The organism is Phycicoccus sp. M110.8, from assembly GCF_032464895.1.
Classification (GTDB): Bacteria; Actinomycetota; Actinomycetes; order Actinomycetales; family Dermatophilaceae; genus Pedococcus.
Window position 1 is genome coordinate 1,297,792 of record NZ_JAWDIC010000001.1, and the last position, 25,436, is coordinate 1,323,227.

The 25,436-nt window shown below is 73.0% G+C and carries 24 protein-coding genes; 8 read left to right on the forward strand and 16 right to left on the reverse strand.

The window, feature by feature from the left end; translation table 11 throughout:
• Positions 1-188: 188 nt before the first annotated feature.
• A complete protein-coding gene (locus RKE38_RS06090) occupies positions 189-698 on the reverse strand; it encodes an NUDIX hydrolase (protein ID WP_316006554.1) in 510 nt (169 codons plus the stop codon).
• Complete coding sequence (locus tag RKE38_RS06095) at positions 695-1,432, reverse strand: DUF4031 domain-containing protein (RefSeq protein ID WP_316006555.1); 738 nt, start codon at positions 1,430-1,432, stop codon at positions 695-697. The genes RKE38_RS06090 and RKE38_RS06095 overlap by 4 nt, the downstream gene beginning before the upstream one ends.
• 176 nt (positions 1,433-1,608) lie before the next feature.
• On the opposite strand from RKE38_RS06095, the gene RKE38_RS06100 reads away from it, so the two are divergent.
• The gene (locus tag RKE38_RS06100) at positions 1,609-1,899 is read left to right on the forward strand and encodes a WXG100 family type VII secretion target (RefSeq protein ID WP_316006556.1); all 291 of its coding nucleotides are present in this window, start codon (positions 1,609-1,611) and stop codon (positions 1,897-1,899) included.
• Between the two features lie 130 nt (positions 1,900-2,029).
• Here the strand turns inward: RKE38_RS06100 and RKE38_RS06105 are convergent, their stop codons facing one another.
• From RKE38_RS06105 to RKE38_RS06125, 5 genes are all read right to left on the reverse strand, one after another.
• Positions 2,030-4,570 (reverse strand): ABC transporter permease, encoded by a 2,541-nt coding sequence (locus RKE38_RS06105; RefSeq protein ID WP_316006557.1) that lies wholly within the window; start codon positions 4,568-4,570, stop codon positions 2,030-2,032.
• Between the two features lie 3 nt (positions 4,571-4,573).
• Positions 4,574-5,389, reverse strand: a complete 816-nt coding sequence (locus tag RKE38_RS06110) for an ABC transporter ATP-binding protein (protein WP_316006558.1) — start codon at positions 5,387-5,389, stop codon at positions 4,574-4,576.
• Between the two features lie 233 nt (positions 5,390-5,622).
• Complete coding sequence (locus RKE38_RS06115) at positions 5,623-7,311, reverse strand: alkaline phosphatase D family protein (RefSeq protein WP_316006559.1); 1,689 nt, start codon at positions 7,309-7,311, stop codon at positions 5,623-5,625.
• Between the two features lie 155 nt (positions 7,312-7,466).
• Positions 7,467-9,092 (reverse strand): chaperonin GroEL, encoded by a 1,626-nt coding sequence (gene groL / locus RKE38_RS06120; protein ID WP_316006560.1) that lies wholly within the window; start codon positions 9,090-9,092, stop codon positions 7,467-7,469.
• Between the two features lie 315 nt (positions 9,093-9,407).
• Positions 9,408-9,848: a phage tail protein gene (locus tag RKE38_RS06125; protein WP_316006561.1), complete on the reverse strand. Its 441-nt coding sequence runs from the start codon at positions 9,846-9,848 to the stop codon at positions 9,408-9,410.
• Positions 9,849-10,744: 896 nt separating this feature from the next.
• On the opposite strand from RKE38_RS06125, the gene RKE38_RS06130 reads away from it, so the two are divergent.
• A complete protein-coding gene (locus tag RKE38_RS06130; RefSeq protein WP_316006562.1) occupies positions 10,745-11,050 on the forward strand; it encodes an endonuclease domain-containing protein in 306 nt (101 codons plus the stop codon).
• Positions 11,051-11,225: 175 nt separating this feature from the next.
• On the opposite strand, the gene RKE38_RS06135 is transcribed toward RKE38_RS06130, so the two are convergent.
• The 8 genes from RKE38_RS06135 to RKE38_RS06170 form a co-directional block, all read right to left on the reverse strand.
• Complete coding sequence (locus RKE38_RS06135) at positions 11,226-14,261, reverse strand: alpha-mannosidase (RefSeq protein ID WP_316006563.1); 3,036 nt, start codon at positions 14,259-14,261, stop codon at positions 11,226-11,228.
• A gap of 121 nt (positions 14,262-14,382) precedes the next feature.
• Entirely contained in the window at positions 14,383-15,429 is a 1,047-nt protein-coding gene (locus RKE38_RS06140) for a P1 family peptidase (protein ID WP_316006564.1), read from the reverse strand.
• On the reverse strand, positions 15,429-15,821 hold the full coding sequence (locus tag RKE38_RS06145; protein WP_316006565.1) for a VOC family protein: 393 nt from the start codon (positions 15,819-15,821) through the stop codon (positions 15,429-15,431). Before RKE38_RS06145 ends, RKE38_RS06140 begins: the two co-directional genes overlap by 1 nt.
• Positions 15,818-16,270, reverse strand: coding sequence for a GNAT family N-acetyltransferase (locus RKE38_RS06150; protein WP_316006566.1), 453 nt, complete (start codon positions 16,268-16,270; stop codon positions 15,818-15,820). The genes RKE38_RS06145 and RKE38_RS06150 overlap by 4 nt, the downstream gene beginning before the upstream one ends.
• Positions 16,271-16,386: 116 nt before the next feature.
• Positions 16,387-16,677 (reverse strand): DUF3263 domain-containing protein, encoded by a 291-nt coding sequence (locus RKE38_RS06155; protein ID WP_316006567.1) that lies wholly within the window; start codon positions 16,675-16,677, stop codon positions 16,387-16,389.
• A 128-nt stretch (positions 16,678-16,805) separates the two neighbouring features.
• A complete protein-coding gene (locus RKE38_RS06160; protein WP_316006568.1) occupies positions 16,806-17,342 on the reverse strand; it encodes a hypothetical protein in 537 nt (178 codons plus the stop codon).
• Positions 17,343-17,489: 147 nt separating this feature from the next.
• Positions 17,490-18,860 (reverse strand): pyridoxal phosphate-dependent decarboxylase family protein, encoded by a 1,371-nt coding sequence (locus tag RKE38_RS06165; protein ID WP_316006569.1) that lies wholly within the window; start codon positions 18,858-18,860, stop codon positions 17,490-17,492.
• Between the two features lie 22 nt (positions 18,861-18,882).
• The gene (locus RKE38_RS06170; RefSeq protein ID WP_316006570.1) at positions 18,883-19,554 is read right to left on the reverse strand and encodes an HAD-IA family hydrolase; all 672 of its coding nucleotides are present in this window, start codon (positions 19,552-19,554) and stop codon (positions 18,883-18,885) included.
• A 33-nt stretch (positions 19,555-19,587) separates the two neighbouring features.
• On the opposite strand from RKE38_RS06170, the gene RKE38_RS06175 reads away from it, so the two are divergent.
• From RKE38_RS06175 to RKE38_RS06200, 6 genes are all read left to right on the forward strand, one after another.
• Positions 19,588-20,559, forward strand: a complete 972-nt coding sequence (locus RKE38_RS06175) for a DUF389 domain-containing protein (RefSeq protein WP_316006571.1) — start codon at positions 19,588-19,590, stop codon at positions 20,557-20,559.
• A gap of 10 nt (positions 20,560-20,569) precedes the next feature.
• A complete protein-coding gene (locus RKE38_RS06180; protein ID WP_316006572.1) occupies positions 20,570-20,875 on the forward strand; it encodes a metalloregulator ArsR/SmtB family transcription factor in 306 nt (101 codons plus the stop codon).
• Positions 20,876-20,937: 62 nt separating this feature from the next.
• Complete coding sequence (locus RKE38_RS06185) at positions 20,938-21,615, forward strand: uracil-DNA glycosylase (RefSeq protein WP_316006573.1); 678 nt, start codon at positions 20,938-20,940, stop codon at positions 21,613-21,615.
• On the forward strand, positions 21,612-22,442 hold the full coding sequence (locus RKE38_RS06190; RefSeq protein ID WP_316006574.1) for an SGNH/GDSL hydrolase family protein: 831 nt from the start codon (positions 21,612-21,614) through the stop codon (positions 22,440-22,442). Before RKE38_RS06185 ends, RKE38_RS06190 begins: the two co-directional genes overlap by 4 nt.
• Positions 22,443-22,546: 104 nt before the next feature.
• Positions 22,547-23,731: an acyl-CoA dehydrogenase family protein gene (locus tag RKE38_RS06195; protein WP_316006575.1), complete on the forward strand. Its 1,185-nt coding sequence runs from the start codon at positions 22,547-22,549 to the stop codon at positions 23,729-23,731.
• A 6-nt stretch (positions 23,732-23,737) separates the two neighbouring features.
• Positions 23,738-24,502, forward strand: a complete 765-nt coding sequence (locus tag RKE38_RS06200; RefSeq protein WP_316006576.1) for an SDR family NAD(P)-dependent oxidoreductase — start codon at positions 23,738-23,740, stop codon at positions 24,500-24,502.
• 297 nt (positions 24,503-24,799) lie between these two features.
• On the opposite strand, the gene RKE38_RS06205 is transcribed toward RKE38_RS06200, so the two are convergent.
• Complete coding sequence (locus tag RKE38_RS06205; RefSeq protein WP_316006577.1) at positions 24,800-25,345, reverse strand: GNAT family N-acetyltransferase; 546 nt, start codon at positions 25,343-25,345, stop codon at positions 24,800-24,802.
• Positions 25,346-25,436: the final 91 nt, after the last annotated feature.

Consider the following 25,436-nt stretch of genomic DNA (forward strand, 5'->3'; position numbering starts at 1 on the left):
CCGCGACCGCCGAAGTCTGGGACTTCGGCGCAACACCCCGCGCTGATCCCCGAAGTCGGGGACTTCGGGGCATTCCGACGCACCGACCACGAGGTCTGGGACTTCGGGGCATTCCGACGCCCTGATCCCCGAAGTCTGGGACTTTGGCGCAACACCCCTCGCTCATCCCCGAAGTCTGGGACTTCGGGTCAGCCGGCCAGGACGCCGGCCACCATCGGCCACCAGAACTGGCCGCCCGAGCGCGCCTCCAGCTCCTCGGGCTCCAGCCACTGCGGGTCGACAGCGTCCGGCTCGCCCGCCACGAGGGGTGGCCCTGCGACCCCGAGCCGCGCGGCATACAGCTGCATGCTGCCGCCGTCGACGGGCCAGCGACCGCGGACGCCGATGGGGTGGAAGTCCTCGTGCCCGACCGGCACGAGGTCGGCCGCGCGCAGCCGCACGCCGGTCTCCTCCCACACCTCGCGCACGGCGCACTCGGGCACGGACTCGCCGTCCTCGCGCCAGCCTCCCGGGATCCCCCACTCCTGCCTGCGCGGGCTCCACGCGGCCGCGCACCGGCCGTCACCGTCGCGCAGCACCACCATGGCCGCGAACACGCGGTCGGGCGGGACGGGCGCCGGGTCGAGCCAGAGCTCGACGTCGCACGAGCTGCCGTCGGCGAAGCGGGCACCCGGGACGCGGCCGACGAGACCCCTCACCGGCGCGGCCCTCCCGACACCAGCGGCCACCAGTGGCGCGTGGACAGCTCGTCCTCGACGTCCCCCGGCAGGACCCAGCGCCCGGCGAGGGCCCGCGTGCCCGCCCCGACCTCGTCTGTCCAGACCGCGAAGGCCGCCGTCGGCACCGGCCACGGGTAGTCGGGGTCCGGATGGGGCACGGTGTTGCGCACGTAGCCGAGCAGGGTCGCCGTCGCCGGCACCGGGCCGCCCATGACGACCGTGTGCAGGTGGTCCAGCACCGCCCCGGTGTCCAGCGCCCCCACCGGCGCCGACGGCAGGTCCGGCCCGCCGCCTCCCAGGCGGTCCACGACGAGCAGCTCCTCGCCCCGCCAGAGCGCGAGCCGGACGACCACGGTCGTCGCGGGCGGTTGCGCCTGGCGCGAAACGATGACGTCGGCCCGAGACCCCGGGGGCAGCCACGCTGCGTCCGGCACCGAGGCGACGACCCGCTCGAGCCGGCGCTTCTGCACCCGCAACCCGCTCGCGCGCAGGATGCGCACGAGGTCGCGACCGGCCACCGGCTGTGCCCCGGCGCCGACCAGCGCGGCATACCGCTCCTCGGGCACGTCGTAGTGGTCGCCCTCGAACGCCCGGCGCGGGATGCCCGCCGCCGCAGCGAACTCGTGCAGCTCGTCGTACGAGCGGTCGCTCACGAGGTGGGACCACAGGCGTCCGTGCGCGGGCCAGGCCGGCGGGTCGATCCAGATGGTCACGGGGCGACGCTACCCCGGCCGTCGCGGGCCGACCCGTGCGCGCGACCGGCTGGGGCCCCACCAGGTCCCACCAGCCCCTCACCACGGGGCTGTGGACAACCGGCTGCCGACCCCGGCGGCGCGCCTACCGTGCTGGGAGTCGGCGCCACCGGGGTGCCGGGACGACAGGAGGGGTCATGTCCGCACAGTTCCAGGTCGACACCGAGCGGATCTCGGCCGCGTCGGGCGACGTTGCCCGGATCTCGGGTGAGATCGACGGGCAGGTGACGGCGATGATGAGCCGGCTCACCTCCCTGCAGGACGCGTGGACCGGCACCGCCTCCGCGCGGTTCCAGTCGCTCGTGGGCGAGTGGCAGTCCACGCAGAAGCAGGTCCGGGCCTCGCTCGACTCGATCGGCGGTGTGCTGGCGGCGGCCGGCGCGCAATACGCCGAGACGGAGGCCCAGACCGTGCGCATGTTCCAGTGACGGTCCGGGCCTGCGCCCCCGCGGGCTGACTCCGGCAGCCCACCACCTGGGTGGGCTGCCGAGTCGGACTGCGTATGCCGCGGGGCCGCCGGGCACGGCCGCCGGGCACAGGCGCCGGGCGGCCGTCGGGCTACTCGGTGGTGATCGCGCGCAGCACGTCGAGGCGGGCGGCTCGCCGTCCCGGCCACAGGGCGGCCAGCACCCCGACCAGCCCGGAGAGCACCACGAACACCGCCAGCTGCGCAGCCGGGATCGACAGCACGTCGATGCCCTGGTCGGCGAGGCTGCGCTGGAGCACCCAGCCGGCGCCGAGGCCCAGCAGGACGCCGAGCACCGCACCCAGCAGGGCGATGGCGACCGACTCCAGCCGCAGCATGCTGCGCAGCTGGCGCCGGCTCAGGCCGACCGCCCGCAGGAGGCCGATCTCGCGGGTCCGCTCGATCACCGACAGCGCCAGGGTGTTGACGATGCCCAGCACCGCGATGACCACGGCCAGGCCGAGCAGGGCGTAGATGATGTAGAGCATCTGGTCGATCGGCTTGCGCTGCTCGGCGGCGAAGGCGCCCTGGTCCTTGAGGGTCACCGACGGCTGGGCGTCGACGACCTTTGCGAGGGCCGACTCGACCGTGGCTGCCGAGGCGCCGGGCTTGCGCAGGATGTACGTCGCCGTGTCCTGCACCGGAACCCCGGCGGCAGTCGCGGCCGCCTGCGTGACGAGCACGGGCGGTGTGATGGCCTGCTTGGCGAAGATGCCCGCCACCGTGAGGGGCTGCGGCTTGCCGCCCGCGATCGCCACGTCGACCCGGGAGCCCACGCGGGCGTCGAGCGCCGCCGCCTTGTCCTCGTCGAGGAACACGCTGCGGTCGCCGGCGCCCCCGAAGGAACCCGACTTCATCTGCAGCGGCACGACCTCGGCGAACTGGTCGGGGACCACCGCTCCGGTCCACGAGCGGTCACCCTCGATGGTGGAGCCCGTGTAGCGCATGGAGGCTGCGGCCTCGACACCCGGGACGGCGGCGAGCTCGCGGGTGATCGTGGCCGAGAACGGCTGCCCGATGGCGTTGGACACCACGTAGTCGGCGACGAAGTTCTCGCCGATCGACCGGTCGACGCTGGCCTTGGCCGAGGCCCCGAACACCGACATCATCGACACGAGGGTCAGGCCGATCATCAGGGCCGACGCGGTGGCCGCCGTGCGCCGCGGGTTGCGGACGGCGTTCTGCTCGGCCATGAGGCCCACGGCCCCGAACACGCTGCGGTACAGCGCGCCGAGCAGCGCGATCACCGGACGGCCGATCACCGGGCTGGTGAGGATGGCCGCCATGACCAGGCCGAACACACCGGACCCCACCCAGTAGGAGCCGTGGTCGGCGCTGGTGAACGCACCGAGCCAGGTGGCCCACAGCCCGAACAGGAACAGCACCAGGCCCACCATGAGCCGCCAGCGCATCGTCGACTCCGGCAGTGTGACGTCGTCGCGCATGGCGGCGACCGGCGGCATCTTGCCGGCGCGGCGAGCGGGCAGGTAGGCGGCGAGCATCGTGACGACGAGCCCCACGGCATACGCGATGAGGGCGGTGGTCGGGCGGAAGACGAGCGGCGAGCCCGTGAGGTCCAGCCCGAACTGCCCGAACAGCTTCGTGATCCCGATGGCCAGGACGAACCCCAGGCCGAGGCCGAGGGTCGACCCGACCAGCCCGACGACGAACGCCTCGAACAGCACCGACCGCGTCACCTGGCGCCGTCCCGCCCCGAGCGCCCGCAGCAGGGCCAGCTCGCGGCTGCGCTGGGCGACCAGGATCGAGAACGTGTTGATGATGAGGAACGACCCGACGAACAGGGCGATCCCGGCGAAGATCAGCAGGAACACGTTGATGAACGACAGCGCCTTGGTGACGGAGTCCTGCGACTCCTTGGCGACGGCGTCACCCGTGACCGCCTGGTAGCCGGACGGCAGCTTGGCCTGCACGGCACGGGCAAGGTCCGCGGGCGAGACGCCGGGCTTGGCGGTCACCCAGGCGTCGCTGTACTGGTCCTTGCCGCCGTAGTAGATCTGCTGGGCGGACTTGGTGTCGAAGAACGCCAGCGTGGCGCCGACCGTGCCGCCCTTGAACTGGGCGATGCCGACGAGCTTCGCCGACAGCTTCGGCGTCGCGCTGCTGGTGACCAGCTGGACCGTGTCGCCGAGCTTGTACCCCGCCCGGTCGGCGGTCGAGGAGTCGAGCACGACCTCGTCCTTCCCCTGCGGCCAGCGGCCGCTGGAGAGGGTCGCCGGCGGGTCGCCGGCCGACGTCGGGGCGTCGTTGTGGCTCAGTCCGAGCCCGGGTGGGCCCCCGCCGCCGATGAGCTTGCCCTCGGTGGACACGACGAACGTGGTCGGGTCGCTGACATTGCCGTCGGCGCGGGCGACCCCGGGGACGTCGGCGAGCGAGCGCACGAGCGAGCCGGGCACGGTCCTGGCCGTCGGCCCCTGCTCGAAGCTGCTCCCCGTCACCTCGGGGCGCACGACGACGTCGCCGACGGTGTTGACGATGCCGTCGAACGCCTTGCCGAGCGTGTCGGTGAAGATGAACGACCCCGACACGAACGAGACGCCGAGGATGATCGCGAACGCGCTCATGAACAGCCGCAGCTTGCGGCCGAGCAGGCTCTTCCAGCTGGCCCTCAGCACGGCTCAGCCCTCCGCGGGGGCGCTGGCAGCCACCGGGTGGTGCGCCGACAGCTCGGCCATCCGCTCGAGGATCCGCTCGGCGGTGGGGTCGCGCATCTCGTCGACGAAGCGGCCGTCGGCGAGGAAGACGACGCGGTCGGTGTGCGACGCGGCGACCGGGTCGTGCGTCACCATGACGATCGTCTGGCCGAACTCGTCGACGCTGCGGCGCAGGAAGGACAGCACCTCGGCGCCCGAGGTGGAGTCCAGGTTGCCGGTCGGCTCGTCGGCGAAGACGATCTCGGGACGGCTGACCAGGGCGCGGGCGCAGGCCACGCGCTGCTGCTGGCCACCGGAGAGCTCGCTCGGCCGGTGCGTGAGCCGGTCACGCAGCCCGACGGTGTCGATGACGAGGTCGAACCACTCGCGGTCCGGGCGGCGGCCGGCGATGGCCATGGGCAGCAGGATGTTCTCCTGCGCGGTCAGGGTCGGGACCAGGTTGAACGCCTGGAAGACGAAGCCGATCCGGTCCCGTCGCAGCGCCGTGAGCGCCTTGTCCTTGAGCGTCGTGATGTCGACGTCGCCGATGAGGACCTGGCCGCTCGTCACGGCGTCCAGACCGGCCGCGCAGTGCATCATCGTGGACTTGCCCGACCCGGACGGCCCCATGATGGCGGTGAACTCGCCGCGGCGGATGTCGAGGCTCACGCCGTCGAGGGCGCGGACCGCCGTCTCCCCCTTCCCGTACACCTTGGTCAGGTCGACGACCCGTGCCGCGGGCGGCTGGACGTCCCGGCGGCTCGGTGCCGCGGTCGTCCCGGTCGTGGTGGTGGATGTCATCTCAGGCTCCCGGCTCACAGTGGTTTCCCCTTCTCCTCCACGGTAGGGACGACGCCGTCCCGGGACCCTCGGGTTCGACCCTGACCTCACCCTGAGGAAACCCCGAACGTCCCGGCTTCGTTCCCGGGGGTCGGGTGTCGCCCGCTCTGCCCGGTCTGCACCGTCTGCTCGGGTATGCCGGGTCTGAAGCGGGTGCGCCACGGGGGTGCACCGGGGGGTTCGTCGCAGCGGCGTCAGGAGATGGCGACCCGGGCGACCTGGCGCGTGTCCGGCTGGTCGTAGCGCTCGCCGTGCACCTCGCCGGCGTCCCAGCGCACGACCAGCCCGCGACCGCGGACCTCGAGCGTGGCCAGCGTGTTGTCGAACCACGGGCCGTGCGTGACGGTCCACGGGTACGGCGCGGTCGGCACCTTGTCGGTGTGCCGGACGACGAGCTCCATGGGCCTGGCCAGCCGCTTGCCGAGGAAGGCCTGGGCGATGCGGACCTTGCGCGGCAATGGGTTCCGGATCGGCGAGCAGACGAGCTGGACGACCTTGCTGCTGCCCGGCTCCAGGCTCGACGGGGTGATCTCGGTGACGTAGGAGTTGTGCACGTCCCCGGACAGGAAGGTGATGGTGCCGGGCCGCTTGCCCCGGCGGCCGCCGGCCACCTCGGTCACCATGCCCATGACGCGCTGGAAGCCCTCCTGGAAGGCCGCCCAGTGCTCGAGGTCGATGGCGCGGCGCATCTTCTCGCCCCACACCGCGACACGGTGACCCCAGGCGCCATTGGCCATCGCCTCGTTGATGGCCTCGAGGTCGTGGATGCCCTGCGCCATGAGGAACGGCAGCGACGTGCCGACGAACAGGTGGTCGACGTCGCCGCGCAGCTGCTGGTCGAGCCACGCCATCTCGTCGTCGTCGAGGATCGACCGGTGGCCCGGCTCGAGCACCCTGGCGGCACGCGAGTCGACGACCACGAGGCGCGACTCCCCCAGGTCGCGGCTGTAGCTCCACCGGTAGGTCTCGGGCCGGCGGTCGACCCGCTCCGCGAAGGCGTCGAGGGCCTCGGTGAGGTCCACCTCGTCGTCGCCCTCGTGCCCGGCGACGAGCTGCCACAGCTCGTCGCCCGCGAGGTCGTCGGGCGAGAGGTTGCCCAGGTGCTGGTAGACCCAGTACGACGCAAGGCCCCCGACGATGCGGTCGTGCCACCACGGCTTCGCGTTGATCTCGCGGTGCCACGACAGCGAGGTGTTCCAGTCGTCGCGGATGTCGTGGTCATCGAAGATCATCGCGCTCGGCAGGGTCGACAGCAGCCAGCGGTTGAGCGGGTCCGACCAGGCCAGCAGGTACAGGTGCGCGTACTCGTCGTAGTCCTTGAGCTCCTCGCCCGGCGGCTCGTCGAGGCTGCGCCTCGAGGCGATGTAGGCGCGCATCTCCTCGGAGGTCTCGTCGGCATACACCTGGTCGCCGAGGAAGGCCACGAGGTGCGGCCACTCCTCGGCCTGCCGCTGGGGTCGGCTGAGGTGGTAGGCCATCGCCCTCAGGGCGTCCACGCCGTTGCTGGCGTTGCCCTCCTTGTCGTGCGGGACGCTCGTGCGGCACGAGCCGAAGGTGAGGCGGGTCGGCTCGGACCGGCGCAGCAGGCGCACCCGGCTGGCGGGCAGACCGGCATACCGCGGCTCCGGCTCCGGCCAGACCTGCTCGCCGGCGATGCGCACGACGTAGTCGCTGCTCGCACCCGCCTCGAGCCCGTCGAGCACGACGAGGGCGTAGTGCCGGCCGTGGGCGCCGAACGTCCGCGCCTGCCACGTCCGGCCGAAGGCCTCGACCTCGACCGTGCCCGCGTCGCGGGTCTGCACCCAGATGGTGGCCGAGGTCTCCCCGACGTACCGCAGCAGGGGTCCGAGGACGAGGGGCCCCTCGGGCACGTCAGTGGTCACCGCACAGTTCTACACGTCCCCGCGGTGCGGGGCACCGGAGTCGCCCCGACGGAAGGCGAGGCACGCGGCATACCGGGGCATGCGGAAGGGCGGCCCACCCGGAGGTGAGCCGCCCTTGCGCGTATGCCGTGTGCGGCAGGTGTCCGAGCGTCAGCTCAGAAACCCATGCCACCCATCTCGTCGCCACCCGGAGCCATCGGCGCAGCCTTCTCGGGCTTGTCGGCGATGACGGCCTCGGTGGTGAGGAACAGCGCGGCGATCGACGCGGCGTTCTGCAGCGCGGAGCGCGTCACCTTGGCCGGGTCGATGATGCCCGCGGCCACGAGGTCGACGTACTCGCCCGTGGCGGCGTTGAGGCCGTGGCCGGCGGGAAGGTTCGAGACCTTCTCCGCGACGACGCCGCCCTCGAGACCGGCGTTGATCGCGATCTGCTTGAGCGGGGCCTCGATGGCGACCTTGACGATGTTCGCCCCGGTGGCCTCGTCACCCTCGAGCTCGAGCTTCTCGAACGCGGCCTTGCCCGCCTGGAGCAGGGCCACGCCACCACCGGCGACGATGCCCTCCTCGACGGCAGCCTTGGCGTTGCGCACGGCGTCCTCGATGCGGTGCTTGCGCTCCTTGAGCTCGACCTCGGTCGCGGCGCCGGCCTTGATGACTGCGACACCGCCGGCCAGCTTGGCCAGGCGCTCCTGCAGCTTCTCGCGGTCGTAGTCGCTGTCCGACTTCTCGATCTCGGCGCGGATCTGGTTGACGCGACCCTGGATCTGGTCGGCGTCGCCCGCACCCTCGACGATCGTGGTCTCGTCCTTGGTGACGACGACCTTGCGCGCACGACCGAGCAGGTCGAGCTCCGCGGTGTCGAGCTTGAGGCCGACCTCCTCGGAGATGACCTGGCCACCGGTGAGGATGGCGATGTCGGCGAGCATGGCCTTGCGGCGGTCACCGAAGCCCGGGGCCTTGACGGCGACGGACTTGAAGGTGCCACGGATCTTGTTGACCACCAGGGTCGACAGGGCCTCGCCCTCGACGTCCTCGGAGATGATCAGCAGCGGCTTGCCGGACTGCATGACCTTCTCGAGCAGCGGGAGCAGGTCCTTGATGCCCGAGATCTTGGAGTTCACGACGAGGACGTAGGGGTCCTCGAGCACGGCCTCCATGCGCTCGGTGTCGGTCACGAAGTAGTGGCTGATGTAGCCCTTGTCGAAGCGCATGCCCTCGGTGAGCTCGAGCTCGAGGCCGAAGGTGTTGCTCTCCTCGACGGTGATGACGCCTTCCTTGCCGACCTTGTCCATGGCCTCGGCGATCATCTCGCCGATCTGGGGGTCAGCGGCGGAGATCGAGGCGGTGGAGGCGATCTGCTCCTTGGTCTCGACGTCCTTGGCCATCTCGAGCAGCTGGCCGGAGACGGCCTCGGTGGCCTTCTCGATGCCGCGCTTGAGGGCCATCGGGTTGGCGCCGGCCGCGACATTGCGCAGACCCTCCTTGACGAGGGCCTGGGCCAGCACGGTGGCGGTGGTGGTGCCGTCGCCCGCGACGTCGTCGGTCTTCTTCGCGACCTCCTTGACGAGCTCGGCACCGATCTTCTCGTACGGGTCGTCGAGCTCGATCTCCTTGGCGATGGACACACCATCGTTGGTGATCGTGGGGGCGCCCCACTTCTTCTCGAGCACGACGTTGCGGCCCTTCGGGCCGAGGGTGACGCGGACGGCGTCGGCGAGGGTGTTCATGCCCCGCTCGAGCCCGCGACGAGCCTCTTCATCGAAGGCGATGATCTTGGCCATTCGGGTGGTTCCTCCCACGCGAATCGATGTGACGGCCAGCGGGTGCCCGCGACGGACGGACCGGCACGCACGGCTCAGGTCATCCGCGCATCCCGGACCTCACCTTGACTGGCCAGGATTGTCACTCTCAGGGTGAGAGTGCTAACGCCATTATTGGCACTCTCGGGTGGAGAGTGCAAACGACAGGACGGGGTGCGGGACGCCGCTTGCGGGCAGCGCAGCGGGCGGCGCAGCGGGCGGCGCAGCAGGTGGCGCAGCAGGTGGCGCAGCAGGTGGCGCAGCGGGTGGCGCTCCGGCACCGCCCGGGCCCCCCGCTCAGGTGGCCTCGACCTCCATGGAGTCGAAGACCAGCTCCACCGTCTCGAGGACCACCTCGCCCGATCCCGCCACCAGCGGGGAGACGCGGTATGCCGCGGGGAACGCGTTGCGGAACCGCCAGGCCAGGACCGGCGCACGGGTCGCGTCCAGCAGCCGGACGCGGACGTCGCGGTCCACGTGCGGGTCGCCGTCACGGGCGGACTTCCACCACGTCCAGAGCGACAGGTCGGTCGTGAGGCCCCGCGTGAGCACCAGCCGCGAGTAGCCCGCGCGGCCCGGCTGCATGCGCGCCTCGTTGCTCCGGTCGGCGCCCGAGCGGTACGCGACCTCGTCGACGTGCGCGACCGGGAGGTCCACCCGTGAGAATCGGACCTCCTCGCCCGTGCCGAGGTCCACGGTGAAGTCCGAGCCGTCGAAGGGGTCCGTGGGAGCGGCCATGCCACAGCGTGGCAGGTCCCGCGGCACCCGGTCGAGGACTCCGCTTTCACTCGCGGACGAGGTCGGGCACATCGCCCCCCGACACTCCTCCGCTGCCGAAGTCCCAGACCTCGCCTGATTGCGGGACGGACGTCGCCGAAGTCTGGGACTTCGGGGTATGCCGGTCCGCTTGCACCCGAGGTCTGGGACTTCGGGGCATGCCGGTCCGCTTGCCCCCGAAGTCTGGGACCTCGGGGCAGTGAGCACAGTGGCGTATGCCTGTGGACAGCGCCGTGGGGCGCCGGGACTCGCGACAGGCTGGGACCGTGTCACGACCACTCACGGATCTCCCGGAGGAGCTGCGCGGCCGCCCGTTCACACTGTCGGAGGCGCGTGGACTTCGGGTGTCTCAGGCCCGCCTCGAGGCGCGGGACCTCCTGAGGCCGACGTGGGGAGTCCGTGCCCACCACCGGGCAGGGACTGTCGAGGAGCTCGCGGAGACCGTCAGCCTCGCCCTGGGTGAAGGGTTCGCCTTCTCGCACCTGACCGCGGCACGGCTGTGGCGCCTGCCCCTGCCGACAACCTGGCTCCCCGACGAGCCGCTGCACGTCATGCGCGATGGAACGCCTTTGAGGCGAGCCGGAGTCGTGGGGCACCGTGGCTTGCGGACCCGAAGCCACGAGGTACTGAGGGGACTCCCGGTCACCTCGGCCGTGGACACCTGGGTGGACCTGGCCGCGATGCCCGGGTTCGGCGTGGAGGACCTCGTCATCGCAGGGGACGCCTTCGCGACACGGGACCCCGCCCTCCTCGAGCGCATGGTGGGAGCGGGCAGGGCGACCGGCCGACGCGGCCGACGGGGGCGCCGGGGCCTCCGGGAGGCTGGGCCCCTCTTGCGGTCAGGAAGCGGCTCGCCGATGGAGTCCCGGGCGAGGCTGCACTTCGGCCGGGCGGGGCTCCCCGAGCCGGAGCTGAACGCCGAGGTCTTTGCCGAGGACGGGAACTTCGTGGCACGGGCCGACTTCCTGTGGCGTGACGCCCGCGTCATCGTCGAGTACGAGGGAGATCACCACCGGACGGATCGGCGCCAGTGGCAGAGCGACATCCAACGCACTCGGCTCCTCGAGTCGCTCGGCTGGCGCGTGCTGCGCATCACGGCAGCCGACCTGCGCGGCTCGGCCCTGACCCGTCTCCTCGCCGAGCTCGCGGCCCTGCTCGGGTAGTCCCGGTCGAGCCGGAACGGCAAGGCGGTCACCGAGGTCTGGGACTTCGGGCTGAAGAGCAAGACCATGGGCCGAGGTCTGGGACTTCGCGCTCCCGACAGCGGTTCTTCCCCGAAGTCTGGGACTTCGGCGGTCAGACGGAGGTGAGGCACCGAAGTCTGGGACTTCGAGTGCCTCAGCCGCGGGCTAAGCGGAGGGTGACGACCTGGAAGGGGCGCAGCGCCAGCGAGACACCCCCGTCCGGGCCGTCGTCGACGACGCCGTCGGTGGGCATCGGTCGCTCGAGCAGGTCCACGGCACACGCCCCGGAGTGCTCGAACGTCGCACGCACCCGGACCGCGCACCGCCGCCCGAGCGCCTCGTACAGCCGCACGACCACGTCGCCGGACCCGTCGTCGGCCAGCTTGACGGCCTCGACCAGCACGCCGTCACCGTCGACGGCCACCAGCGGCTCGACCGGCTCCCCGCTGCCGCGCAGGACCCGCAGCGGCAGGTTGACCCGGTAGCCCTCCCGGACCGCGTCCGCGATCCCGGCACCGGGCACGAGGGCGTACCGCATGCGGTGCACGCCGAGGTCGGCGTGCGGGTCGGGGCTCTGCGGCGCACGCAGCAGCGACAGCCGGACGCAGGTGCTCGTCCCGCCACCCTCGCGCTCGCGCCGGGTCACGTCGTGCCCGTAGGTCGAGTCGTTGACGACGGCCGCGCCGTACCCGGGCTCGCCCACGTGGACCCAGCGGTGGGCGCAGGTCTCGAACTTGGCGGCGTCCCAGGACGTGTTGGCGTGGGTCGGCCGGTGCACGTGCCCGAACTGCACCTCCGACGTCGCCCGCTCGGTCGCGACGTCGAGGTCGAACCCCGCCTTGAGGATCTGCTCGCGCTCGCGCCAGTCCACCTCGGTGTCGACGTCGACGCGCGGCTCGCCGACCGGCAGGGTGACGAGCTGGGTCACCGTCGACGACCCGAACCGGCGCACCACACGCACGCCACCGGCGACCGCTTCGACCGACTCGGCATCGTCGAGGTCGCGGACCGCGTTGCGGTAGAAGGCGTCCACGTCCCAGGCGTCCCACTTGTTCGGGGTGTCCGGGTGGATCTGCAGCAGGTTGCCGGCCGAGCCCGGTGCCAGGGCCTCGCGACCGGTCGCTGCGTCGACGACCGACACGAGCAGGCCGCGGGCGTCGAGCCTGGCCGTGACGAGCCCGTTGTCGAGCACCCACCCCTCGCCGTCGGCGCGCACGTCGACAGCCGATCGCCCCTCGACGTCGTCACCGGACGGCTCCACCGGCGCGACCCCCAGCGCAGGCACCCCCGCCCGGTCGTGCGGCGCGGCGTTGAACGCCACCTCCACGTCGCCCTCTCCCGCCAGGGCCGATTGCGCGCGGGCGATGATCCCCTCGAGCTCGGCCGCCACCGCGGCATACGCCTCGACGGCCTGGCGGTGCACCCACGCGATCGAGGAGCCGGGCAGGATGTCGTGGAACTGGTTGAGCAGCACCACCTTCCAGATCCGGTCCAGGTCCTCGCGCGGGTATGCCGAGCCGGTGCGGACCGCGGCCGTGGCCGCCCACAGCTCGGCCTCGCGCAGGAGGTGCTCGCTGCGTCGGTTGCCCCGCTTGGTGCGCGCCTGCGAGGTGTACGTGCCGCGGTGGAACTCCAGGTACAGCTCGCCGACCCAGATGGGGGCGTCGGGGTACTCCGCCTCGGCCGCCGCGAAGAACGCGTCCGGTCGCTCGACCTCGACCCGCGGCGAGCCGTCGAGGTCTCGCAGGCGCGCCGCGCGGGCGAGCATCTCCCGGGTCGGGCCGCCGCCGCCGTCGCCCCACCCGAACGGCACCAGCGACCGCGTGGCCGCGCCCTTGTCGGCGAAGTTCCTTGCTGCGTGGGCCAGCTCGGCCCCGGAGATCTCCGAGTTGTAGGTGTCGACCGGCGGGAAGTGCGTGAAGACCCTCGTACCGTCGAGGCCCTCCCAGCGGAACGTGTGGTGCGGGAACCGGTTCGTGGTGTTCCACGAGATCTTCTGGGTGAGGAACCACTGCGAGCCCGACAGCGCGACCAGCTGCGGCATGGCGGCCGTGTAGCCGAACGAGTCCGGCAGCCACACCTCGCGCGTCTCGACCCCGAGCTCGTCGAGGAAGAACCGCTTGCCGTGGTTGAGCTGGCGCACCAGCGCCTCGCCGCCCGGCATGTTCGTGTCGGACTCCACCCACATGCCGCCGACCGGCACGAACCGGCCCTCGCGCACCCGCTCCACCACGCGCTCCCACACCGCCGGCCGGTGCTCCTTGAGCCACGCGAACTGCTGCGCGGACGACATCGCGTAGACGAAGTCGGGGTGGCTGTCCATGAGGTCGACGACGTTGGCGCAGGTGCGGGCGACCTTGCGGACGGTCTCGCGCACCGGCCACAGCCAGGCGGAGTCGATGTGGGCGTGCCCCACCGCCGAGATGCGGTGGGCGCTCGCGCGAGCAGGCGCGGTGAAGGCGGCGGCCAGCTCGGCGCGAGCGGCGGGCGCCGTCCCCGCGATGTCGGCGACGTCGACCAGGTCCAGCGCCCGGTCGAGCGCCCGCAGCAGCTCCCAGCGGCGGGCATCCTCGAGCGGCAGCTCCGCCGCGAGCTGGCCCAGCACCTCGAGGTCCTGCTGCAGCTCCCAGACCTCCTGCTCGAAGACGGCGAGTTCGGCGCGCGCGACCCGGTAGAGCAGCTCGTCGCCGGCCGTCTCGGGGTCGCCGAGCGGGTTCGGCTGGAACGCGAAGCCGGGACCGCCCAGCAGCATCGGGTTCGACGCCGACTCGACGAAGAGCTCGACCTGCTCGCCGCCGGTCGCCTCGTCGGCCACCCGCACCCACTGCGTCCGCGGGTTCAGGCCCTTCACCGGGGTGCCGTCGGCGCGGTGGACGAGGCCCTCTGCGTGGAAGCCCGTCCAGTCCGGGTTGAAGCCGAGGTCCAGCCGCAGGTCGACCACGCGCCCGGCGTGCCGCTCGGGGACCGTCCCGCGGACGCGCCACCAGGTCGTGCCCCACGGCGCGCCCCAGCGCTGTCCCACCTGCGCCGGCTCGTATGCCGCGGCCAGCCCCTCCGCCACCGGCACCGGCTCCCCCGGCGCCTCCCAGCACGCGAGCTCCACGGGCTCCGGCTCGGACCACACCGCCTCCGCGATCCGCCCGAGCATGCGGGCCAGCCGACCCTCGATCAGCTGCCGGTCGTCGTGCATCAGTCTCCTCGTCAGTGGGGTCGGGTGGTGCGTGTCGCGGTCGGCGGGAAGGGCTCCGCGGTCAGCGGCGGGAGGGGCGCGGCGCCGGGGCGCCCCGCCACGTGCCGCGCCAGGTGCCCGGTCAGGTCCCGGGGAAGGCTGACGGGAACGCGTCCCGGTAGGACCGCAGCTCCCCCTCGGCGGTCGTCGTGGTCGTCGCGGCCAGTACGGCGCGCCCGACTGCCCGCGTCACGCAGTCACCGGCCGCGACCATGAGCGCGTGCAGGCCGACGAGGTCAGGGGCGGGCCGGGCGCCGGACGCGAGCGTGAAGAGGGTGTCGCCGTCGAGCAGCGTGTGCACGGGGTGGACGGCCCGCGCGAGGCCGTCATGACCCAGCCCGCTCACCTTCTGGCACTGGGCCTTGGTCAGCGCGGCGTCCGTGGCGATGACGCCGATCGTGGTCGCCGTGCCCGGGCGGATCGGGCGTTCCGCGTATGCCGTGGCCGCCCGGTCCCGCGCCGCCGCCACGTCCTGCGGCGCGGGGGTGACCAGCCCGGCGAACTCGTCGGCGAGCGCCCACCGGGAGGCGTGCAGCTCGCCCGTCACAGGGTCGACGGCGTCTCCGAGGGCGTTGACCGCGACCAGCGCCGCCACCGTCGTGCCGTCGTCGAGCACGGCACTCGCCGAGCCGATGCCGCCCTTGAGACCGCCGAGCCTCGCCCCCGTCCCGGCGCCGACGCACCCGAGCCGGACGGGTCCGGCAGTCGCCTCGTCGTACGCCGCGACGCCGTCCTCGGCAGTGGGCACCGCGGCGAAGTCGCCGCCACGGCCGAGGTCGAAGAGCACGGCCGCCGGGACGATCGGGACCACCTGCCCGGGTGCGCCCATTGGCCAGCCGCGGCCCGCGGCATACAGCCGGCGCATCACCCCGTCGGCGGCGGCGAGGCCGAACGCGCTGCCGCCGGTGAGCACGACGGCGTCGACCCGGTCGACGAGGTTGCGCGGGTCGAGCAGGTCGGTCTCGCGCGTGCCGGGCGCCCCGCCGCGGACGTCGACACCGCCGACCGCGCCGCCGTCCGGCGACAGCACGACCGTGGTGCCGGTGAGCCAGCCGTCGCCGGTGCGCGTGGAGTGCCCGACCCGGAAGCCGGGCACGTCCGTGAGGGTGTTGGTCGGCCCCGGCCGCATCAGTCACCGCTCGCGTCGATGACGCAGAACCGGTTGCCGTCGGGGTCCTCCAGGACGACGAAGTCGTAGTCCTCGTCCTGCGGGTAGGGCCAGTCCTCCACCAGGCGGGCGCCGAGGCCGACGAGCCGGTCGACCTCGGCGGACTGGTCGAGGGCGTAGAGGTCGAGGTGCACGTGCGGGACCTCGTCGGGCCGCGTGCCGCCGGCGTTGAGGGACAGGTTCGGACCCTCGCCGGGGCCGGTCAGGATGACCCAGTCCGGCTCGGGCGCGTACTTGGGGTGGTAGCCGAGAGCCGGGGCCCAGAAGGCCATCGCCGCGGGCACGTCCGACACGTTGAGCACGATCGAGCCGATCCGCAGGCCTGCCGCGGCGTCGGGCGCAGGGTCGCTCACTGCAGCTCCATCCGGTAGGCGGCCTGGTCCGCGGCGAAGCCGACGCGCTCCACCATCGGGCGGGTGTGGATCCCGGCGGTCATCCGGACACTGGCGAAGCCGCCGTCCCGGGCCCACCGCGCCGCCTCGGTCAGCAGCTGCTCCCCCACGCCGATGCCGCGGTGGGACGGGCGGACGAAGAAGGTCTCGACGTGCAGGTCCGGCGAGGGTGTCGCGTGGGGCACGGGCAGGGGCTCGACCACGCGCGCCTGGAGGAAACCTGCGTGGTCCTCGCCCGCCTCGGCGACCCAGACGGGAAGTCTGCGCAGGTCGGCGAGCCAAGCCCGCGCATACCGGTCGAGGAAGCCCGGCTCCCCCGTCCCGCCCCGGTGTATGGCGCACTGCAGCGCGAGGGCGGCGACGACGAGCGCGTCGTCGGCCCCTGCCGTGCGGATCCGCACCTCACCCACGGACGGCAGTCAAGCACGCCGGGCCCGCTCGCGACACGCGCAATGCGGGGAGGGTCGAGACGCAGCAACGCCCGTCCAGCCTGGCGCAGGGACGGGCGTGGCTGGCCGAGGGGGCGCTACAGCTGGATGCCGAGCCGCCGGGCGCTGCGTGCGCGCTGGCGCGACGCGCGCAGTCGGCGCAGCCGCTTGATGAGCATCGGGTCGGCCTCGAGCGCCGCCGGGGAGTCGATGAGGCTGTTGAGCACCTGGTAGTAGCGGGTGGCGCTCATGTCGAACAGGTCGCGGATGGCCTGCTCCTTGGCCCCGGCGTACTTCCACCACTGGCGCTCGAAGGCGATGATCTCGCGGTCGCGCTCGCTCAGCTCCGTGGCTGGGCTTGCGTGGTCCTGCTCGTGTGCCGCGTTCACTCTCGAGTCTCGTCCTTCATCGCCGTGTGGTGCCGTCCGTGCGGGCACAACTATACGGATCGAATCACACGCTTGTCATTCCGTTCGCGGCAAGTCCCGGGAACGCCGAATCCCGCCAAACCCACAGGTCACACGGGCCCCGGCAGCCCCTCGCGGCGCCTGCTGCCGGGGCGCTCGGGCGCAGTACCGCGCACGAGGTCGCGGCGCATCGCCGGGGTGAACGGCAGCAGCAGGAGCGCCAGCCCGAGGGCGCCGTAGACGACGTGGAAGAAGGAGAACTCGATCCACACGAGCTCGAGCCCGATCCAGACCACCTGCCCGAGGCCCAGCAGCACCGTCGCCAGCCACGACCAGTGCCGCCCGGTCAGTCGCCGCACCCAGCCCGTCCAGCCCCACTCGACGCGGGTCCGCATGCCCCAGCGGGTGACCAGCGAGCCCACGCCGAACCCGAGGCCGAGCACCAGGCCGGGGAGGACCCAGTTGTCGATGAGCGGGATCTGGTCGATCCAGCGGCGCGGGAACCACGAGTCGATCCCGAGGGCCTGCGCGAGGACGAAGGCCGCACCGCCGGCCGACGCCGTGATCCCGAGGAAGAGCAGGAGCGAGAGGACGGCCCGCTCGGCGACGGGTCGGTGGGACAGGTGACTGCGGTGGCGTGCGGACATGGCGGGGACCTCCTGGCCCCACGCTCGCGCCGCGCCGCCGGAGGTCGGCAGGGGCCAAGGTCCCCGGGCGACCGGCGCAGTGCGGTCGGGCCATCACCCGCTCAGGCCGTGGTCCGCAGGCGGTGGTCCGGTCAGGCCGTGGTCCGGTCAGGCCATGGTGTCGAGGATGGCCGCGATGTCCTCCTCGGACGTCCTGGGGTTCACGATCGCGAACCGGGTGAGCGTCTCGCCCAGGTGCGAGGTCGGCACGACGAAGGCGAACTCCTCTGCGAGCAGCCGGTCCGACCACTCCTGGTACTGCGCCGCGGTCCAGCCGATCCGTCGCAGCACGACGACCGACAGGTCCGGCTCGCGCACGACCTCGACGTAGTCGCGCCGCCCGATCTCCTGCGCCGCGAACCGGGTCACCTCCAGCGTCCGCTCGACGGCGTCGCGGTACGCGTCGGTGCCGTGGGTCGCGAGGCTGAACCAGAACGGCAGGCCACGTGCCCGGCGGGTCAGCCCGACCGAGTAGTCCGTCGGGTTCCAGTCCGGCGCCGCCGTCAGCACGTCGAGGTACGACGCGTGCTGGGTGTGCGCGGCGCGCGCCAGGGCGGGCCGGCGGTAGAGCAGCGCACAGCAGTCGAACGGCGCGAAGAGCCACTTGTGCGGGTCGACGATGAACGAGTCGCAGTGCTCGATGCCCTCGTAGAGGTGGCGCACCGAGGGCGCCGCGAGCCCGGCGCCGCCGTAGGCACCGTCGACGTGGAACCAGATGCCGAACTCGCGGCACACGGCCGAGACGGAGGCGAGGTCGTCGACGATCCCGAAGTTGGTCGTCCCCGCGGTCGCCACGACGGCGAAGAACGTCTCCGGGCCGTGCTCGACGAGCTGCGCGCGCAGGGCCTCACCGGTCAGCCGGCCGTCGGCGTTCACCTCCACGCCGACGAGCTCGGCGTCCATGACGTCGCAGGCCGACTGGATCGAGGAGTGGGCGCCGTGCGTGGCCGCGACGCGCCACGGCCGCCCGCCGGCCCCGGTCCGCCCCTGCTGGGCGGCATCCATCCGCGCGGTGTGCCGCGCGGCGACGAGCGCCGACAGGTTGCCGATGGTGCCGCCGGGCACGAAGACGCCACCGGCCTCCGGCGGCAGCCCCACGAGGTCGGCGATCCAGCGCAGGGCCTGGTTCTCGGCATACACGGCGCCGGCGCCCTCGAGCCACGAGCCGCCGTAGATCGACGACGCGCCGACGACGAGGTCGAACATCGCGGACGCCTCGGTCGGGGCGCACGGGATGAAGGAGAGGTAGCGCGGGTGGTCGGTGGAGATGCACGCCGGGGCGAGGTCCTCCTCGAACAGCTTCAGGGCCGCGAGCCCGCCGATGCCGTCGCTGGTGATCGTCTGGCCGGCCTTCGCGTCGAGCTCCGCCAGGGTCCGCGGCCCGTCGAGCGGAACCGGTTCGAGCTTGAGGCGGTCCGCCGAGTAGGCGAGGATCGCGTCGCCGAGGTCCTCGAGCTGCTTGTCGCTGTAGCCGTGCACGGCGCGAGTCTAGGGCGGACCCCTACCGCCCGACGACGCCCCGACCGCCGACCGGCGCCAGCAGCGCTCCCCTCAGGCCCGCGACGTCCGCCACGACCGCGTCCGGCCCCACGGCCGCGAGCGCGGCCTCGTCACCGGCTCCCCAGGTGACCGCGACGGCACCCATCCCCGCAGCCCGGGCGGCCTGCACGTCGACCGTCGCGTCGCCGACGTAGACGCACTCGGTCACGGACACCTCGAGGCGCTCCGCGGCATACAGCAGCGGCGCGGGGTGCGGCTTGTGGTGGTCGGTCTCGTCCTGGCCGGCCACCACGTCGATGACCTCGTCGAGGCCCACGGCCCGCAGCCCGAGCCGCACGGTCTCGGCCTTCTTGGAGGAGACGACGCCGGTGCGGGCGCCGCGGTCGTGCAGCTCGGCCAGCAGCTCCGGCATGCCCTGGACGTCGCGGATGAGGTCGTCGTGGTGGGCGAGGTTCCAGCGGCGGTAGACGGCGGTGAGCTCGGCGCCGCGGCCCGGGTAGCGCTCCTCGAGCACCGGCTGCAGCGGGCGCCCGATCCACGACAGGACCTCGGCCTCGTCGGCGACCTCGCCGAGCGTCCCGATCGCGTGGTGGTAGCTCGCCACGATGAGGGGGATGGTGTCGGCCAGGGTGCCGTCGAAGTCGAAGAGGACGACGGGCCAGCGCGGAGTCACGGTCCCGAGCCTAGGCTGCGGCACACTGACGCCATGCTGCAGCTGCGGATCTCGGTCAGGACCGAGCTGGCCGACGACGTCCTGCAGGTGCTGACCGAGGACCCGGCAGTGAGCAGCGTGGCCGCGGTCCGCGGCGCGTCGATCAAGCCGTCCGGGGACCTGCTCTTCGCCGACGTCGCGCGCGAGGCGGCCAACGACGTCATCGACCGGCTCCGCACCCTCGGCGTGCAGGACGACGGCACCATCCACGTCGAGCCCGTCACCTCGTGGCTGTCCCGTCCCGGCCTCGAGGCGGAGCGGCTGGCCCCCGGCAGCGGCGCCGACTCGGTCGTCTGGCTCCAGGTGACCCAGCGGGCCATCGAGGACTCCGAGACGAACTGGACGTTCATGTCCTTCATGGTGCTGGCGACCCTCATCGCCGGGGTCGCCATCGTGCTCGACTCCCCCGTCCTCGTCGTGGGGGCGATGATCCTGGGCCCCGAGTTCGGGCCCATCGCCGCGCTCGGGCTGGCGCTCGTGCGCCGGAGGTACGGGCTGCTGCGCCGCGCCGTCCGGGCCCTGGTGCTGGGGTTCGCGACGGCCATCGCGGTGACCTTCCTCGCGGGGCTCGCGGCCGGGGCGCTCGGGTGGGTGACCGGGGACGACCTCACCGGCTCACGACCCGCGACGGCGTTCATCTACCGGCCGGACCAGTGGTCGTTCTTCGTCGCGGTCGTCGCCGCCGCGGCCGGCGTGCTCTCGATGACGTCGTCGCGCGTCGGGGGCCTGACGGGCGTGTTCGTGTCCGTGACGACCATCCCGGCCGCGGGCAACATCGGGCTCGGGCTCGCGTTCGGCGCGTGGCACGAGGTGCGGGGCAGCGCGCTGCAGCTCGTCGTCAACCTGACCGGCATGGCCCTCGCGGGCTGGGTGGCCCTCGCCCTGCAGCAGGTCGTCTGGTCGCGGGTGAGCCGGCGACGGGCGCGCCTCGCGCGACGCCTCCGGCCCGCCGCCCCCATCGACTAGCATCGATCCCGTGAGCGCGACCCTGGCGACCGGCGAGCCGTGGGACGCCGCCGAGGCGGAAGAGACCGCGCGGCTGCTCAAGGCCGTGGCCGACCCCGCCCGGCTGCGGCTGCTGTCGATCATCCGCGCGGCCAAGGACCAGGAGGCCTGCGTGCGTGACCTCGTGCCCGCCGTCGGCCTCAGCCAGCCCACGGTCAGCCACCACCTGCGGGTGCTCACCGAGGCCGGCCTGCTCACCCGCGAGCGCCGTGGCGCGTGGGCGTGGTTCCACCTCGTGCCGGGCCGGCTCGACGACCTGGCCGCGATCTTCCACTGAGGGACTGCGGACCTCCAGGGGCCCGGTGCGTGCTGCCCTCGGCGCCGGGCTAGGTTGCCGGTATGCCGCCCGCTCCCCTCACCGAGCTCGTCCACCCCTCGTGGGCGGCGGCGCTGGAGCCCGTCGCCGGGACCGTCGGTGAGCTCGGCGAGTTCCTGCGCCAGGAGGTCGCCGCGGGGCACGGCTACCTGCCGGCGGGCGGGCACGTGATGCGCGCGTTCGAGCAGCCGCTCGACGCGGTGCGCGTGCTCATCGTCGGTCAGGACCCCTACCCGACGCCAGGCCACGCCGTGGGGCTGTCGTTCTCGGTCGCGCCCGACGTCCAGCCCATCCCACGGTCGCTGGTCAACATCTACAAGGAGCTGCAGGCCGACCTGGGCGTCCCGGCCCCCACGACGGGTGACCTGTCCCCGTGGGCCGACCGCGGCGTGCTGCTGCTCAACAGGGTGCTCACGGTCAGGCCCGGCAAGCCGGCCAGCCACCGCGGCAAGGGCTGGGAGGCGGTCACCGCGGCCGCCATCACCGCCCTCGTCGAGCGCGGCGGCCCGCTCGTCGCGATCCTCTGGGGCCGCGACGCCCGCAACCTCGTCCCGCACCTCGGCGGCACCCCGTGCGTCGAGAGCGCCCACCCCTCACCGCTGTCGGCCCACTCCGGGTTCTTCGGCTCGCGCCCGTTCAGCCGGGCCAACGAGCTGCTGGCCCGGCAGGGCGCCGACCCGATCGACTGGAGCCTCCCGTGAGCGACGACGCCATCGACCGCGCCGACCAGACCCACCTGCCCGAGCGGGGCAAGGTGTGGCACCGCTACGTCGCGATCGGCGACTCCTTCACCGAGGGCATGAGTGACGCCGACCCCGACCACCCCGACCGGTACGTCGGCTGGGCCGACCGCCTCGCCCGGCACCTGTCCGAGCTCGCGGACGGCGACCTCACCTACGCCAACCTGGCCGTGCGCGGACGCTTGCTCGCCGACGTCGTCGGACCGCAGCTCGACGCGGCACTGGCCCTCGGGCCCGACCTCGTCTCGATGGTCGGGGGCGGCAACGACATCCTGCGCCCGCGCGCGGACCTCGACGCGATCGCCGGGCAGCTCGAGGCCGCGGTCGTGCGCATCCGGGCGACCGGGGCCGACGTCCTGCTCGCCACCCCCACCGACCCCGTCGGCGCCCCCGTCCTCAAGCACCTGCGCGGCCGTCACGCCGTCCACTCGGCCAACGTCTTCAGCATCGCCCAGCAGCACGGCTGCTACGTCATCAACCAGTGGGGCATGCGTGCGCTGCAGGACTGGCGGCTCTGGTCCGAGGACCGCATCCACATGACGGCCGAGGGACACCGCCGCGTCGCCCTCAACGCCCTCTCCGCACTCGGGCACGAGACCGACCGCGAGGACTGGTCGACGCCGCTGCCCCCGCCGGAGCCGGTCGGCCGCCGCGAGGCCGTCGCCGCCAACGCCGACTGGGCCCGTACGCACCTCGCGCCCTGGGTCCAACGCCGGCTGCGCGGGGAGTCCTCGGGCGACACCGTCACCGCCAAGCGCCCGCAGCTGCGCCCGGTCGACCCGGCCTGAGGGCGTCGCCCCCACCCGGCCGACGTCCGCGTTCGCGACGCGCTTCCAGCCGCCGCGACCTGCGCGATTCATTTAGTTGGACGTCCTACTACTACCCTTCCCTCATGCCTGCCACGCGCCTCATGCCCACCGAGGAGGGCCAGGACCTCATCGACCTCACCCGTGAGATCTGCACCAAGGAGCTGCTCCCGCGGGTGGCCGAGGCCGAGCGCCGCGCCGCCACCGCGCCGGAGCTGCCCGTGGACGCGTTCCGGGTGCTCGGCCGCGCCGGCCTCCTCTCCCTGCCGTATGCCGAGGAGCTCGGCGGAGGGGGCCAGCCCTACGAGGTGTACCTCCAGGTCGTCGAGGAGATCGCCTCGGTGTGGATGTCGGTGGCCGTGGGCGTCAGCGTCCACGCGCTCACCTGCTACCCGGTCGCCCAGTTCGGCACCGACGAGCAGCGCGAGCGCCTGCTGCCCGGCATGCTCTCCGGCGACCAGCTCGGCGCCTACTGCCTGTCCGAGCGGTCGGCCGGCTCCGACGCCGGCTCGATGACCACCCGGGCGACGCCCGACGACGCGGCCAGCCCCACGGCATACCGGCTCAAGGGCACCAAGGCGTGGATCAGCCACGCGGGGCACGCGGACTTCTACACGACGTTCGCGCGCACCTCCGACGACGGGGGCCGCGGGCTCTCCTGCCTCGTCGTGCCCGGCGACGCCGAGGGCCTGTCGTTCGGCACCCCCGAGAGGAAGATGGGCCTGCACTGCGACCCGGTCAGCGAGGTGCACTTCGACGGGGTCGAGGTCGACGCGGACCGGCTGGTCGGCGAGCCCGGCCAGGGCATGGCCATCGCCCTGTCCGCCCTGGACTCCGGCAGGCTCGGGATCGCCGCCGCCGCAACGGGTCTCGCGCAGGCGGCCCTCGACCACGCGGTCGCGTACGCCAAGGAGCGCGAGCAGTTCGGCCACCCGATCGGCGACTTCCAGGGGCTGGCGTTCCTGCTCGCCGACATGGAGGCGGCGGTCACGAGCGCCCGCGCGGCCTACCTGCACGCCGCCCGGCTGCGCGACGCCGGCCGCGCGTTCTCCAAGGAGGCGGCCGTCGCCAAGCTCGTCGCCACCGACAACGCCATGCGCGTCACGACCGACGCGGTGCAGGTCCTCGGCGGCGCCGGCTACACCCAGGACTTCCCGCTCGAGCGGTACATGCGGGAGGCCAAGGTGACCCAGATCTTCGAGGGCACCAACCAGATCCAGCGGCTCGTCATCAGCCGCCAGCTGCTCCAGAACACGCCCAAGAGAGGCTGAGAGCCCGTGCAGATCACCGAGAACACCGTCGCCCTCGTCACCGGCGGCGCCTCCGGCCTCGGCGAGGCCACCGTCCGACGGCTGCACGCCGACGGGGCCGCCGTCGTCGTGGTCGACCTCCCGTCGTCCAACGGCGAGGCCCTGGCCGCCGAGCTCGGCGACCGCGCGCGGTTCGCCGCCGCCGATGTCCGTGACGAGGCGCAGGTGCAGGCCGCCGTCGACTCCGCGCGCGAGCTCGGCACCCTGCGCATCGTCGTCAACTGCGCCGGCGTCGGCACCCCCGGCCGCGTCGTCGGCCGCAAGGGCCCGCTGCCGCTGCAGACCTTCGCCGACGTCGTCTCCATCAACCTCGTCGGGACCTTCAACGTCCTGCGCCTCGCCGCCGCCGCGATGCTCGAGAACGAGCCGGTCGACGGCGACCGTGGCGTCGTCGTCATGACCGCGTCGATCGCCGCCTACGACGGCCAGATCGGCCAGGCCGCGTATGCCGCGAGCAAGGGCGGCGTCGTCGGCCTCACCCTGAGCGCCGCCCGCGACCTCGCGGACAAGGCGATCCGGGTCATGACCGTCGCGCCGGGGACGTTCATGACGCCCATGCTGGCAGGGCTGCCCGAGGAGGCCACGGCCGTCCTCGAGGCGCAGGTGCCGCACCCGTCGCGGCTGGGCCAGCCGGCCGAGTACGCCAGCCTGGTGCGGCACGTCGTGGACAACCCGATGCTCAACGGCGAGGTCATCCGCCTCGACGGTGCCCTGCGCATGCCGCCCCGCTGACGAAGCTCACACCTCCGGCTCCGGCTTTGGGTGCCCAGGCGGACGGAAATCCGACCCTTCCGGCACCCAAACCCGGGGGGACGGACGTCGGGCCCTTGCGCGGGGAGCCGGCGGGGGTGCACGATCGGCGGACCTCCTTCGGGAGGCCAGTCCCCCTCGGGGGACACGAGACCCGGCCAACTCATACTTGGCCGGGTCTCCCCTTTTGTAACAGGAGCACGGGGTCGGTTCCGAATCCGACACGCGTCCCGGGCGTGAACGGGTGACGAACCTCTCGTCCGCCACGCGTGGGAGCCGTCAGGCCTGCGTCGGCACCCAGAAGCGGAGCTTGCCGTCCCGCTCGTCCTCGAGGACGCCTCCGCACGCCTCGATGACCCGGCGGGACGCGACGTTGTCCGGGTCGCAGGTGACCAGCGCCGAGACGATGCCATGGCGCGTCCGCGCGATGGCGAGCATCGCCCGCAGCATGGCCGTCGCGTGCCCCCGGCGGCGGTGCTCGGGGGCCACGTCGTAGCCGATGTGGCCGCCACCGGCGAGCAGCCGCTCGTTGAGCCGTTGCCGCAGCTGGATCCGCCCCAGCCACTCCTCGCCCTCGACCCACCACAGCGTGGTCGACGGCACCATGTAGGCGGGGCGCGGGGTGTCCGCGAGCGCCTGGGCCCGGAGCTCGTCGACGTATGCCGCGAAGGCGCCCGGCTCGTCCCAGCTCGCCGCCCACGTGCGCAGGTCGCGCCCGATCATCGAGTCGTCGTCGACCGACCCGCGACCCTCCGCGGTGAAGCCCGCCATCGCCCGCAGGAACGAGGCGTGGAACCGGGTGTCGGGCTCGACCAGCTCGGGCACCCGTCCATCCAACCAGCCGGGCCCACCACTCGCCCGTGTCCGCCCGGACCCGTGTCCACCCGACCCGCGCCGGGCCGGCGCTGGGTCAGGC